This window comes from Duganella sp. GW821-FHT01E12 (genome assembly GCF_059422325.1).
This window is the reverse complement of record NZ_JBWKWR010000002.1, coordinates 1,041,622-1,054,641: the sequence shown is the minus strand read 5'-3', so window position 1 is coordinate 1,054,641 and position 13,020 is coordinate 1,041,622. Positions and strand designations below refer to the sequence as shown.

The following is a 13,020-nucleotide window of genomic DNA, read 5'->3' as shown; positions in this document are numbered from 1 at the left end:
ATGACCTGCGATACCGATCATCCCCTTCCCGCATTGACCGGCCTGGCGCCGGTGATCGACGCGCGCACGCGCATCCTGGTGCTGGGCAGTTTTCCCGGCGCCGCCTCGCTGGCGGCGCAGCAGTACTATGCGCATCCGCGCAATCTGCTGTGGCCGATTTTGTCGGCGCTGACGGGGGAGGACTTGGCCGGGATGTCCTACGCCGAGCGCCTGCCGCGCCTGCTGGCGCACGGTTTCGGCCTGTGGGATGTGCTGGGCGCGTGCGAGCGTGCGGGCAGTCTCGATTCGGCCATCCGCAAGCCGGCCGCCAACGACTTCGCGCGCCTGCGCGAGCTGTGCCCGCTGCTGGAGACGGTGGGCTTCAACGGCCAGACTTCCGGAAAATTCGCACCGCAGTTCGCGGCCGAGGGTTACCGCACGCTGGTGCTGCCATCCACCTCTCCCGCTCATGCTTCACTTACACTGGCACAAAAATTAGGGCACTGGAAAATGCTGCTCTAGACTGTCAAGGTTCTATCGGCGACGATGCCAGACTGGTAGCATTGTGCTAGTTAATTTTTTTAATATATGGTTACTTCGCCTATGAATTCTAGAACAGTTATCTACAAGCATTTGCCGTCGACATCAGAATTGGCACAGTGTTTGAACCCTCCTAAAATAATCACTCGTGCGGACAGGTTGAATCGTATCTTGCTGGCGGTGATGATTTTGGCTACGACGGTGGCGGTCGGGTGCGGCCTGTTGATCAAAGGGGCGTGGTTGCCAAAGCAAGGGACTGGTCTGGTTGGCCTCATTTTTTTGAGTATAGCGCTACTTGCCTGGATAGTCTCCGTTGTGATGGACATTGTTCAAGGTGCCGGTACTCTTTTAAATCCAGCAAAAGAATTGGCAGAGCAATTTGATCGTGAAGCTGCGATGGAGCGACAGTTGTTACCGTGCTTGGAGGCTATCCCGGCTGCGATTTTAATGGCGCGCCATCAGAAGCTTGAATTGCAGTTGTTTGCATGGGAGAAGTGGCTGGACATCGCCCGACTTATGGGATTGCTGGGGCCTCCTTTGATTTTTATTGGCAAGGCGACGTTTGGGGATCTTATTTCATCAGGTAATGTATGGAACATTGAGATTATTGTGTCCGCATGCTTGACTGGTGTGCTGATAGGGTCAATCTCATTTCGTTCAGGAATGAAGCGTCTACATCGCGTTTCATCATTGCTAAAACGCGCTGGGGAACAGCGTCAGGCTATAGTGCGGAAGCGTCGGATGGCAAAGCGTCGCTAATTGAAGGCTGTTGCAGCCAAATTTAGGCGAGCCCGCTCGATTCAGCTGATGGGGTGAACCGCCAAGCGCAAACCCATGACGTTCAACACTGCACGCAAGGTTTTAAGTGAGGGATTTCCTTGTTTCGACAGAGTGCGATACATCGTATTGGGATTTGAATCGGCCTGCCGTGCCACTTCTTGTATCCCTCCAAACGCCTTGCTGAGGGCTCTGAGCGCCAGCATCAGGTCCACTTCGTCTCCATTTGCGAGTACATCGTTGAGATATTCAGCGGCGAGCGCCGGGTCGTTCCGGAACATGGCGGAGGTCGCTTCGTCATGAGAACGGTGTGCTTTTGTCATTTCTTTCCTTCCAATCACGCAACATTTCGATGGCCGAGGCGATATCACGATCTTGCGATTGTTTGCTTCCGCCGCAGGTCAAAAGAATGATGGTTCGACCAACGAAGGCGTGATAAACCCTGTATCCGGCGCCGACATCGATTCGTAGCTCTTGTATGCCGCCATGAACTGATTTGCGATCGCCAGCCAAACCGGTTTCCAGGCGAGCGGCGCGGCGAATGATCGCTATTTTTGCCTGACGATCACGCAATGAATCCAGCCAAGCTTGATAGTGATCTTTTCCATGAAGATCAAGATAGTGGATTATGCGATACATATTAGCTTATAAGCGAATATTTGCAAGTTGCCCGAGGTATGCAATTCAATGTCCGACTGGCGTGCATCGGCATCGCATGAAGTCGCAGGAGAGAAGTTGAGTTGGATCTGTTTGTCACCGAGTTTTGGTAGGATGTTGATTTGCAGCGAAATCTGACCCACTTTGCCGCATAATTTGCAAACGAATCTGACCCACGTTTAAGACACAATCCTGCTCATGACATTGAGCGGGGAATTGGAGTGATCGACGTGGCATTACTAGGCATTATTCGACGCTGGCACATTCGCGAGCACATTCCATTGAGAGAGATAGCCAGGCGGTTGGGCATTTCCAGAAACACCGTCCGACGCTACCTGCGCTCGGAAACCATAGAGCCAGCCTACGCTGAGCGGCGCTCCACCCGCGCCATCGACAAATACGCGTTCCAGCTTTCTACGCTCCTCAAGACCGAGGCGGCCAAGTCGCGCAAACAGCGGCGCACGCTCAAACAAATCCATGAGGACCTAAAGGAATTAGGGTTTGAGGGCACTTACGACCGGGTCGCGGCGTTCGCGAGAACCTGGAGGGAGGGTCAAACTGACCAAAACATCAATCTGCTGTGGCGGATTCTGTCCTCACTGATGGGCAAACCGCTGCCGCAGCCGCAGTATGACGCGCGCTCGCCGGCACATGCATCGATGTCGCTCAATGACAAGTTGGTGGCATGGCGCCACCCCATCTCTTAAAGATTGTTGGAGGCGGCCCGCCCGGTCATGTGGCCGGGCGCGCGACGTAGCCGGTCATCAGCGCGACGGCCCAGTCTTCGCGGCCGTTGGCGCAGGCCAGTTCGGCCATGCTGCCGTGGTCGTAGGGGACGCTGAGCAGTTGCGCGTGCCAGCGCTGCTCGCGCAGCTCGACGATGGCGTAGCGCGCGTCCGGCGAACCGGTTTCGATGGCGTGCGGATGGGGATGGTCGTCGGCGTAGGCAGGCTGGCCGACGCTGCCGGGGTTGACGATCAATTGTCCGCGCGCGCTGCGCACGCTGCGCGGCACGTGCGTGTGGCCGCAGGCGATCACGCTGGCCTCGACCCGGCCCAGGCGCTGTTCGATGTCGGCCGCGCCGGCGTGGCGCTCGGCCGTTTCCAGCAGGCCGGTGACATCGCTGGCCGGCGTGCCGTGGCATAGGAACACGTCCTCGTTCCATTGCAGGGCCGGCTTGAGCGTGGCGATCCAGGCCAGCTCGCGCGAGCCCAGCTGTGCGCGGGCGTAGGCATCGGCCGCGCCGGAGCCGGGGTGCAGTTCGAGGATTTGCCGCTCGTGGTTGCCGGCCAGGTGGGTCCAGTCCTGCAGCATCAGGAAGTGCGCCGTCTCCAGCGGCAGCAGCGGCCCGGACAGGCTGTCGCCCAGGTTGACCACCGCGTCCACGCCCTGGCGGCGGATGTCGGCCACCACCGCTTCCAGCGCGGCCAGGTTGCCGTGGATGTCGGAGACGATGGCGATGCGCATGATTATTTATCCTTAAACGTGGCCAGCAAGGAGGCGGTGTCGACGATGGCGGCGTATTCGCCATCGAGGTTGGACAGCGCCATGTAGTGTACATCGTCCGCGCTGCGGGGCGCGCCCGCGTAGTCGGTCTTGGCGTAGGCGTAGCAGGCGTCGGCCACCACCTGCGTGGCGAAGCCGAGATTGCCCGCGCTGCGGGCGCTGGCCTCCACCGAGTTGTTGGTGCTTACGCCCGCCAGCACCACCGCCCCGATGCCGCGCACCCGCAGCCAGCGCTCCAGCCCGCTGTGGACGAAGCAGTCCGGCACGTTCTTCTCCACCACGTGCTCGTGCGCCAGCGGCGCCAGGCGCGGCTGGAATTCGGCGCCCGGCTGGCCCGGCCAGAACGGCGAACCCTGCGTGCGCGAGATGTGGCGCACATGGACCACGGGCGCGCCGGCCGCGCGCCAGGCGTCCAGCAGCGCGGCGATGTGGCGTTCGGCGTCCGGGTTGTTGCGCTGGCCGGCGGCGGGGCCGGCCATTCCTTGTTGCATGTCAATGATGATCAATGCCTGCATGAGGTTTCCTTGTGTAAAAACATGCGCCGGCCGGGGCCGGCGTGCTATGCGGCTTGCCTTGTCGGGGGAGCGTGGTTATGCTTGCCTTAAATATACTTTCTTTTTAACACGGATTTGACAGGGGTATCGATCGCAGTTCAACTCAGCTGGGGATAACATGGACAATCAGAAAATCGCCATCATCGGACTGGGCCGCATTGGCTCGGCGTTCTTGCGCAATATGCTGGGCCGCCGCGAGCGCGGCGTGCAGTTGGTGGCGGTGGCCGAAAGCGGCGACACGCCGGGCCGGCAGATGGCGCTCGACGCCGGCCTGGCGGTGGTCACGCTGGACCAGATCGTCGCCCTGGGCGACCGCGTCGACATTCTGTTCGACCTGACCGGCATCCCGGCCGTGCGGCGCGAGATCCGCGAAAAACTGATGGCGCAGGGCAACCACCACACGGTGATCGCCTCGGAAACCATCGCCCGCCTGATCTGGGCCATGACCAGCGACGACGACCTGCCGGTCATCGCCGGCCGCAGCACCGGCTACTGAGGCGTCACGGCCCCACCGGCACGATGGTGGCCGCGCCATCGTCGGTGATGCCGATCATCATCAAGCCGTCGCCCGACACCGCCAGCTGGCGCGGCAGCAGCAGCTTGCCGCTGCCGGCCAGCTTGAACTGGCCCAGCAGCTTGCCGCTGGTGTCGTACATCCACACATCGCTGACGGCGGCCTTGACCGCCGCGCCGCAATAGATGCGGCCGTCGCTGCCCAGCTCGACGTTGTTGGGCGCGCCGTCGCCGGCCGCCAGGTAGCCCAGCACCCCGAGGTCGACCGGATTGAGGATGCTGCACAGCTTGGGCGTGTTGCTGGCGGTGTAGATGCGCGTGCCGTCCTGGCTGACCGCAATGTCCTGGCCCAGCGTGCCGGTGTTGGCGTGGCTGGCGGCCGGTATCCTGGCCGCGAACAGGGCGCCGCCGTTGAGCGCGGCATAGTCGACGCTGAGCGTGGTGATCTGCACGCTGTTGCTGTTTTCCTGTTGCTGCAGCAGGCTCTTGCCGTCGCCGCTGGCGGTCAGCGTGCCGGCGCCGCCCAGCGGCAGCGTCATGCGGGCGCCGTTGGAGGTCAGGTAGGCCGCGCCGGTGCTCATGACCAGCATTTCCACGCCGTTCGGCCGGATCACCTTGAGGCGGGTGGCGGCGTCGGCCTCGACCGGCATCTGCGACAGCACCGCCTGGGTGTTGAGGTCGATGGTGGTGAGCGAGCGGTTGCTCAGGTTCAGCAGGTACAGGAAGTCGCCGTTGGCGCTGGTGACCATGTCGCCCAGGCTGGCGCCCAGGCCGGTGATCGAGCCTATCTTCTGGCCGCTGTAGAGGTTGTAGATGTCGACGTAGGCGCCGCCGTTGTGCACGTAGGCGTAGGGCCGGATCGGGTCGGTGATCACATTGCTGTAGGTGAGCACGGTGCTGACGTTGGCCTGCGGCGTGCGCGTGCCCTTCCACAGGGCCACGCGGATCGGCTCCGGCGCGCTGGCGTCGGCGTCGAACGGGGTCAGCGTGACGGTGGCGATGCTCAGGGTGTCCGAGCCCAGCGGCGTCGGGTCGGCCGTCAGGATCAGCTTGTTGGCGTTGACGCCGGCCACCAGCCACGGCTGGCTGGAGGCGGCGCTCATGCCGGCGAAGTTGCCGTAGTTGTCGCGCACGGTCAGGGTGCGCGTCAGGCGGGTCCAGCCGGGCGTGCCGCTGAAGGCCACCGCGGTTTCCGACGGCAGCAGCTTGTGCTTGTCCTTGTTGATGTTCAGCAGCACCGGCGCCACCACCAGGTCGCCGTTGACGCGGGCGGTGGCGTTGACCAGCTGCGAGCTGGCGCCGACGGCGGCGTTGGCCGGCAGCGCCGTGAAGGCGGTCTTGCTGCCGCTCTGGTTGACGCTGCCGCTGGCGACGCTGGCGCTGGCCCAGGCCGGCAGCGTGCCGAACGACCACGGCCAGGCATTGGTGACGGTGTTCAGGCTCAGCGTCACGCCCGGGCTGGCGCTGAAGTCGCGGCCGTAGGTGCCGCCCAGGGTGATGCTGTTGACCGAAGCGCTCAGCGTGGCCGGCGTCAGGTTGAGCGTGACCGGCAGGCTGCGGCTGGCCAGTCCGGCCGCGCTCAGCGTGACGCTGCTGCTGTAGCTGGCGCTGGCCAGCGTGCCGACGGTGGGATCGACCGTCAGCACGGCGGTGGCCGGAGTCGTGCCGCTGGTGGGCGAGACGCGCAGCCAGGCGGCGTTGGCGAGCGCGCTCCAGCTGGCGCTGCTGTGGTCGTCGGTGTCGAGCGGGATCACCTGGGTCGCGATCGGCGCGCCGTTGATGGCGCTGAAGGCCACGCTGCCGGACGACACCAGGCCGCTCGGCTGCACCGACAGCGTGGCCCTCAGCGTGGCGTTCTGGCCGTCGCTGGCGCTGACGGTCAGCGTGGTGCTGTACACGCCCACGTCCAGGCCGCTCGGGTCGAAGGCGACGCTGAGCGTGCCGCTGCCGCTGCCGCTGGCGGGGCTGGGCTTGAGCCAGGCGGCGCCGCTGCTGGCGCTCCAGCTGCGGCCCTCGCTGCTGACGGCGACAGCGACCGGGGCCGGCGCGGCGCCGCCCAGGTGGCTGGTGGCGTTGAGGGCGACGGCCGGCGTGGCGCTGAAGACCTGCTGGCCGGCCGGCACCACCTGCAGGCTGTAGGGCAGCAGCATGGGTGAGCCGGGGAACTGGCTGGCGCAGCCGCTGTCGCGGCACAGGCGCACGCTGAAGTTGCCGCTGTAGGCGCCGGCCGCCAGCGACGGCGCCGTCTGCAGCACGGCGTGGTACTGGGTGTCGCTGTCGCGCACCAGCTGGGCGTTGGGCAGCAGCACGCCGTTGCTGTCGACCACGCTGGCGACCACGGTGGCGGCGTTGGCGAAGTCGGCCGGCCTGGCCACGGTGGCGATGACGTTGAGGGTAAGCGAGGTGCCGGCGCTGACGGTGCCGTTGACGGTGGTGGGGTTGAAGCTGAGGGCGGGCGAGGCGGCGGGCGTGCCGGGATCGGGCGCGGCGCTACTGCCGCCGCCACCGCCGCCGCATCCGGTCAGCAGGGCGGCCAGCAGCAGCGGGAGGGCATAGACAGACCGGGGTCTCAGCATGGCGGTATCCTTGGGGTAAGCACAGCTTGATTTACACATTTTACAATTGTTGCGTAGTTGCAACTATGTGTCAAGCTCCAAGGCGCGCGCGGGGCGGCGCCGCAGCCAGAATACCACCAGTCCGTCCTTATTTGCCCGCCGCGTGCGCCTCGTACGCGCGGATGCGGTCGAGCTTGGCCGAATACAGGTCGTGGTCGCCGCGCGTGGTGCTGTTGGCCAGCGCCGTGGCCATGTGGGCGTCCGCCTCGCGCAGATTGCCCAGCTGGTAATTGGCCAGCGCCAGCCAGAAGTGGAACTCGTGGTAGTCCGGCACCCGCGCCACCTCGCGCGCGAACAGGTCGCGGGCGCGGCGGTAGTCGCCGGCGCGCATGGCTTCCTGGCCCAGGTTGAAGAAGTGGAAGGGCGGGTCGGGCTCCAGCTGGGCCAGGCGGGTGCGCAGCATGGCCGCCTCGGCCTGCTTGTCCGGCGTGTGCTGGGCGTCCAGCGACTGCGCCAGGTTGGACAGGACGATGGTGTTGTCCGGCGCCTGCGACAGCGCGTAGCGCAGCGCCTGCTCGGCCTCGCCCAGGTTGCCGTGGTGCTGGTAGACCACGGCCAGCGTGTTGTAGGCGTGCAGGAATTGCGGGTCTTGTTCGACCGCCTTGCGGGCCGACCAGTAGGCCTCGTCCAGCTGGCCCTGCGACAGCAGCTCGGCGGCGCGGTTGTTCAGGTACATGGCGATGATGGTCTGCTCCTCCAGCGGCTTGGCGTTGGCGCGCGCCTTGGGCGGGATGGGGATGAAGTCCACCGTCAGCGAGTTCGACAGGTCGACGCTGTAGCCCTCGCCGTGGCTGAGACGTTGCCGGCCCAGCGCCAGGTTGACGTGGTTGCTGGCGAAATACAGGTCGCCGGCGCGGCTCCAGTTTTCATCCACCTCCACCTGCTGGAACTGCACCACGAGGTTGAGCTCGCGCGCCAGCGCGGCCGTCATGATGGCCAGCGACAGGCAGTTGCCGGCGCGCGCGGCGAAGGTTTGCGCGGCGTCGCGGGTGATGGCCGAGTCGTATTCGAGCTGCAGCTTGTCCTTGCGGTACAGGGCGTCGAACAGTTCGCGCCGGGGGTCTTTGCGGGTCAGGCTGTGGCCGATCTCGCGGCTCAGGTAGTCGCGCATGGCGGGGCTGACGGCGAACACGTGGGCGGTGTCGACCGGCACCGCCGGCGGCTGGAACAATTGGTCGTGGAATACCGCCGGGGCGGCCGCGCGCGGCGCCAGCGACGGGCCGGCGCAGCCGCACAGCAGCGCGGCGCACAAGGCCAGTATCCATGGTTTCATGACAGGTCTCCCTTTGCCGCGGAGCGCAAGCCGGCGCCGCACCAGGCAGCGGACTCTGTGTTCCGCTTGAGGAAAGTATCCTCGGCTCGTGCGGCGATGTCAAACGGGAATTTGCGTTGGCCTCAGGCCAGCGGACGCGGCTCCACCGGCTGGCCGTCGGCGTCGAAACGCAGCGCCACCAGCACCTCGGCGATGCCGATGCTGGCCAGGGCGTCGCGCAGGTCGTCGACCTCCAGTTCCAGGTCGGCGCCCAGGTCGAGCGGCTTGTCGCCGTGGGCCAGCACGGCCTCGCCCTCGCTCAGCCGCACCCGCAGCACCATCTCGTCGTCGACGTCGAACGGGGCGATGACCGCGCTCAGCTGGTCCGGCTGGCGCGCGCCGATGGCCTGGTTCAGCGCCGACAGCAGCTGCAGCATGGCCCATTCGGACTGGCCCTGCTCGCGGGCGCCGAAGAACAGGTCCTGGTACAGGAAGTTCAGGCGCAAGGGCGCGTCGCCGCGGCCGCGGCCCAGGCAGCGCACCACCAGCGGCGCGTATTGTTCGGTCCATTTCTGGTAGCGCGCGGCGCGCTGGGCGAAGTAGGCGTCGGCCGCCTTTTCGCCGGCCGGCACCTTGTAGAAAGGATCGTCGGCGCGCTTCATGGCAAAGCCGAGCAGGAAGCGCAGCTCGACGGCGGCGTCGTCCGGGCCGAAGCCGGTGGCCGACCAGCCGGCCGCCATGCTGCGCTCCAGCGCCGGCGCGGCGGCGATCTTTTTCTCGGTCAGCGACTGCGCCGCCTCGCGCACCATGCTGTGCAGCTGGCCGTAGGTGACGCGCTCGAACTCCTCCAGGTCGTAGGCGTGGCTGACCAGCACCACTTTGGCTTTCGGGCTTTCCAGGCCGGCGTCGGTGAAGCTGTCGAGCAGGGCGTCGTAGGCGGCGCCGTCCTGGAAGTCGTGGGCCGGGTCCAGGCCGCCCCGGCTGTGCACGAACACCGGGATGGCGAAGGCGTCGATCTCCATCTCGGGCGCGCCCTCGCGCCGCAGGATCACGCTGGCCGCGCCCTCCTCGATGGCGTTGCGCAGGTAGCGGTAGCCGTCGCGCGACTCGTCGCGGGCCAGCTCGACGGCGCCGTACAGCACCTCGTCCTTGCCCTGGTTGAGCAGCTTGCGCAGCAGGCGCTGGAAGTCCAGCCCCTTCTGCGCCAGTTCGGCGCGGGTGCTGTCGGCCACGATGTCATTGTTGAACTCGCCGTCGGCCAGGTCCAGCGCCAGCGCGCACAGTTCGGTGGTGTGTTGTTCGTCTTTCAGTTCCGGGGAATTGGCGGATTTGCGCGGTACGGGGCGCTTATTTTTCGGCATGTTTTTCTTATCGTTCGGTGTGGAAGGCTTCGTGCAGTTCGTCCAGCAGGTCGGCGGTTTCGTCCTCGGACAGGCCTAGGTGGCGGCACGCCCGGTCGCCGCCTTTTTCCCACTCGTAGGACAGCTGGCGGCTGTGGAAGCGGGCGATGCCCTTTTCCGCCAGCAGCGCCAGCGCCACCAGCGAGCGCACGGCGTCGTCGGTGGCCGGGTCGTCCAGCACGCGGTAGTCGTGGTGCAGCAGGATGGCCCAGGAGACGTCCGGCGACAGCCCCCAGTTGCGCGCCAGCAGGCAGCCAATGGCGGCGTGGTTGGTGCTGTAGCGGCTGTCCTCGATGACGGTGAAGGCCCGTTCGGCGTCGTCGCAGGCGTCGGCGTAGGTGGCGGCGTAGTCGGCGAAGCGGTTCATCAGCAGCGGCACGCCGATGTCGCAGAACAGGCCGAAGGTGTGGGCGATGTCGGGCGGGGCGATGCGCAGCTTGCGCGAGAAGAACACCACGGCCTGGGCGCGCCGCGCCGAGATTTCCCAGAACGCGTTCAGGTCGGCTTCCTTGCCCTCGATGGCCTGGCGCGCCAGCAGCCCGGTCAGCAGCGCCGCGCACTGGTTGATGCCGAGGAAGTTGATGCCTTGCTCGACCGACTTGGCCTTGCGCGCCGCGCCGAAGAAGGGCGAGTTGGCCAGCTTGAGCAGGGCGCCGGACATGCCGACGTCGTTGCCGATGATGCGGGCGATGCGGCGCGGCGACGGGTCCGGCTGGGCCAGTTCGCGCTGCAGGTCGACGAGCAGGCTGGGCCGGGGCGGAATACGGATGGAGCGCATCAGCGCTTCTTCCACCGCGTTTTCAACTGGCATGGCTGGGGCTGCTACTGTCGTCATTGTCTTCTTCAGGGGGTAAGGGCTGGCGTTGCCAAGGCAACACTATAAACCAGTGGGCCGACTCATGCTGGGCATGCCTCCCCCGATTATCGCCGCAAGCGCGCGCGGCGCGTACGATTTTCTCCGGATTTTCTGCCGGGGCCGCCATATTTTGTCGCTAAAAGCCGTGGCGCGCGCCGTTTCGATAATCATTTGTCACGCCTTTCGTGGGCGTGCGGTCCAGATTGCCCTTTACAATATGCGGATGGACAAGTATCTGGCTGGCATCGATTTCAGCGCGCCCTCGGCCGAGGTGGCGCGGCGCCTGATCGGCGTCACTTTATTGGTGGACGGGGTGGGCGGACGCATCGTCGAGGCCGAGGCCTACGACCGCACCGAGCCGGCCGCGCACAGCTTCAACGGCCCGACGCCGCGCAACTTCTCGATGTTCGGCCCGCCCGGGCGCAGCTATGTGTACCGCTCGCACGGCCTGCACTGGTGCCTGAACTTCGTCTGCCGCGAGGAGGGCCACGGCGCGGGCGTGCTGATCCGGGCGCTGGAGCCGCTGGCCGGGCTGGAGCGGATGCGCGAACGGCGCGGGCTGGACGACGCGCGCCTGCTGTGCGCCGGGCCGGGGCGGCTGTGCCAGGCGCTGGGCGTCACCCGCGCGCACAACAACCTGGCGCTGGACGCGGCGCCGTTCACGCTGCTGGCGCCGGACGCGGCCGGGATCGCCGTGCTAGCCGGCCCGCGCATCGGCATCAGCAAAGCGGTGGAGCTGCCGTGGCGCTTCGGCCTGGCCGGTTCGCGCTTTTTGAGCAAGCCCATGCGCTGACGGCGCCTCCACCTTGAACACCGACACCGCCTGCGACAGCTGCACCGCCTGCTCCTGCAGGCTGGCGGCGGCGGCGGCCGCCTGCTCGACCAGCGCGGCGTTCTGCTGGGTCACATCGTCCATCTGGCCGACCGCCTGGTTGACCTCTGCGATGCCCTGGGCCTGGGCGGCGCTGGCGTCGCTGATGCGGGTGATCACCTCGTTGACCTGCTGAACCGAGGCGACCACGGCCTCCATGCGCTCGCCGGCCTGCTGCACCGAGGCGCTGCCGCTGTCGATGGTGGCCACCGAGGCCGCGATCAGGGCCTTGATCTCCTTGGCGGCGGCGGCCGAGCGGTGCGCCAGCGTGCGCACCTCGCTGGCCACGACGGCGAAGCCGCGCCCCTGCTCGCCGGCGCGCGCCGCCTCGACGGCGGCGTTCAGCGCCAGGATGTTGGTCTGGAAGGAGATGCCGTCGATCACGCCGATGATGTCGACGATCTGGCGCGAGCTGGCGCGGATCGAGGCCATGGTCTGCACCGCCTGGCGCACGGCGTCGCCGCCGTGCTGGGCCAGGTCGGCGGCGCCGGCCGCCAGCTCGCAGGCCTGGCGCGCGCCGGCCGCGTTGTTCTGCACCGCCTGCGTCAGGCTGGCCATGGCGCTGGCGGTCTCCTCCAGCGAGCTGGCCTGCATCTCGGTGCGGGTCGACAGGTCGAGGTTGCCGCTGGCGATCTCGTGCGAGGCGCAGTCGATCGCCTTGACCGAGGCCAGGATGGCGCCCAGCGTCTGGGTCAGCGTGTGCATGGTGTGATCCAGCATGCGGGCGGTGTCGGCGATCTCGTCGCGGCCGTCGCTGGCGCCGCCCCGGCCGGTGCTCAGGCGCCCGGCCGCCAGCGCCACCACCACGTCGGCGATGGCGCGGATGTCGCGCAGCATGGCGCCGCGCACCGCCATCGTCACGCCCAGCGACAGCGCGATCGACAGCAGCACCATCAGCGCCATGCTGGTGCCCAGCGAATGGAACTCGGCGCGCGCGTGCGCGTAGGCCTGCTCGCTCAGGCTTTTCTCCAGCGCCGACAGCCGCGCCAGCTGTTCGTTGAGCAGCAGGAATTGCTTTTCGCCGTGGGTCATGGCGTTGGTGGCGATGCTCTGGTCGATGCTGGCCATCTCCATGGTGTCCTGCACCGCCTTGCGGTAGGCGCCCAGCGTCTGCAGCAGTTGCCCGGCGATCTGGTGCTCGCCGGCGTCCTCGTCGGCCGCGGTTTGCGCGGCCAGCTGGCGCAGCTGGGTGTCGATGGTGGCGTGGCCGGCCTTGATCTGCCTGGCCAGCGCCTCCACCCTGGGCTGGGAAAAGCTGCCGTTGACCCAGGCCAGCAACTGGTAGATGTGGGCGTGGGCGTAGCGCGTCTCGCCGGTGATGTCGGCCGCCAGGCGCAGGCGGGCCGCGCGCACCTGCACCAGGTTTTCCAGCGAGGCGTTCTGGCGCACCATGCCGTAGTAGGCGGCGGCCGCCGTGGCGATCAGCAGCAGCAGCACCAGGCCGGGCGCCAGCAGCAGTTTGGGACCGATACGCAGTTTGTTCAGCATGGTGCTCTCCCG

The 13,020-nt window shown here is 66.4% G+C and carries 13 protein-coding genes and 1 pseudogene; 5 read left to right on the top strand and 9 right to left on the bottom strand.

Features of this window, described 5'->3' with window-relative positions:
* Both AC07WS_RS09985 and AC07WS_RS09980 read left to right on the top strand, forming a co-directional pair.
* Positions 1–501 (top strand): DNA-deoxyinosine glycosylase, encoded by a 501-nt coding sequence (locus tag AC07WS_RS09985; RefSeq protein WP_494728883.1) that lies wholly within the window; start codon positions 1–3, stop codon positions 499–501.
* Between the two features lie 141 nt (positions 502–642).
* Entirely contained in the window at positions 643–1,278 is a 636-nt protein-coding gene (locus AC07WS_RS09980) for a hypothetical protein (protein WP_494728882.1), read from the top strand.
* A 41-nt stretch (positions 1,279–1,319) separates the two neighbouring features.
* Here the strand turns inward: AC07WS_RS09980 and AC07WS_RS09975 are convergent, their stop codons facing one another.
* Together AC07WS_RS09975 and AC07WS_RS09970 are read right to left on the bottom strand one after the other, a co-directional pair.
* Positions 1,320–1,619 carry a helix-turn-helix domain-containing transcriptional regulator gene (locus AC07WS_RS09975; protein ID WP_494728881.1) on the bottom strand — a complete coding sequence of 100 codons (300 nt, stop codon included), beginning with the start codon at positions 1,617–1,619 and terminating at the stop codon, positions 1,320–1,322.
* The gene (locus AC07WS_RS09970) at positions 1,594–1,935 is read right to left on the bottom strand and encodes a type II toxin-antitoxin system RelE/ParE family toxin (RefSeq protein WP_494728880.1); all 342 of its coding nucleotides are present in this window, start codon (positions 1,933–1,935) and stop codon (positions 1,594–1,596) included. Before AC07WS_RS09970 ends, AC07WS_RS09975 begins: the two co-directional genes overlap by 26 nt.
* A 239-nt stretch (positions 1,936–2,174) precedes the next feature.
* Here AC07WS_RS09970 and AC07WS_RS09965 point away from each other — a divergent pair.
* Positions 2,175–2,498, top strand: a pseudogene (locus AC07WS_RS09965) (helix-turn-helix domain-containing protein); the annotation flags it as partial.
* 187 nt (positions 2,499–2,685) lie between these two features.
* On the opposite strand, the gene AC07WS_RS09960 reads toward AC07WS_RS09965, so the two are convergent.
* Complete coding sequence (locus AC07WS_RS09960; protein ID WP_494728879.1) at positions 2,686–3,420, bottom strand: metallophosphoesterase family protein; 735 nt, start codon at positions 3,418–3,420, stop codon at positions 2,686–2,688.
* A gap of 2 nt (positions 3,421–3,422) precedes the next feature.
* Positions 3,423–3,974, bottom strand: a complete 552-nt coding sequence (locus AC07WS_RS09955) for a cysteine hydrolase family protein (RefSeq protein WP_494728878.1) — start codon at positions 3,972–3,974, stop codon at positions 3,423–3,425.
* A gap of 157 nt (positions 3,975–4,131) precedes the next feature.
* Here AC07WS_RS09955 and AC07WS_RS09950 point away from each other — a divergent pair, with 157 nt between their 5' ends.
* Positions 4,132–4,509: a Rossmann-fold NAD(P)-binding domain-containing protein gene (locus AC07WS_RS09950; protein WP_494728877.1), complete on the top strand. Its 378-nt coding sequence runs from the start codon at positions 4,132–4,134 to the stop codon at positions 4,507–4,509.
* Between the two features lie 4 nt (positions 4,510–4,513).
* On the opposite strand, the gene AC07WS_RS09945 is transcribed toward AC07WS_RS09950, so the two are convergent.
* The 4 genes from AC07WS_RS09945 to AC07WS_RS09930 all read right to left on the bottom strand — a co-directional run bounded on the left by AC07WS_RS09945 (position 4,514) and on the right by AC07WS_RS09930 (position 10,628).
* Positions 4,514–7,102, bottom strand: coding sequence for a BACON domain-containing protein (locus AC07WS_RS09945; protein ID WP_494728876.1), 2,589 nt, complete (start codon positions 7,100–7,102; stop codon positions 4,514–4,516).
* 127 nt (positions 7,103–7,229) lie between these two features.
* The gene (locus tag AC07WS_RS09940; RefSeq protein WP_494728875.1) at positions 7,230–8,414 is read right to left on the bottom strand and encodes a tetratricopeptide repeat protein; all 1,185 of its coding nucleotides are present in this window, start codon (positions 8,412–8,414) and stop codon (positions 7,230–7,232) included.
* 122 nt (positions 8,415–8,536) lie between these two features.
* On the bottom strand, positions 8,537–9,754 hold the full coding sequence (locus AC07WS_RS09935; protein ID WP_494728874.1) for a DUF2863 family protein: 1,218 nt from the start codon (positions 9,752–9,754) through the stop codon (positions 8,537–8,539).
* 7 nt (positions 9,755–9,761) lie between these two features.
* On the bottom strand, positions 9,762–10,628 hold the full coding sequence (locus AC07WS_RS09930; RefSeq protein ID WP_494728873.1) for an HDOD domain-containing protein: 867 nt from the start codon (positions 10,626–10,628) through the stop codon (positions 9,762–9,764).
* A 244-nt stretch (positions 10,629–10,872) separates the two neighbouring features.
* Between AC07WS_RS09930 and AC07WS_RS09925 the strand changes: the two genes are divergently transcribed.
* A complete protein-coding gene (locus AC07WS_RS09925) occupies positions 10,873–11,442 on the top strand; it encodes a DNA-3-methyladenine glycosylase (RefSeq protein ID WP_494728872.1) in 570 nt (189 codons plus the stop codon).
* Here AC07WS_RS09925 and AC07WS_RS09920 read toward each other — a convergent pair.
* On the bottom strand, positions 11,347–13,008 hold the full coding sequence (locus tag AC07WS_RS09920) for a methyl-accepting chemotaxis protein (RefSeq protein WP_494728871.1): 1,662 nt from the start codon (positions 13,006–13,008) through the stop codon (positions 11,347–11,349). The genes AC07WS_RS09925 and AC07WS_RS09920 overlap by 96 nt on opposite strands.
* Positions 13,009–13,020 lie beyond the last annotated feature (12 nt).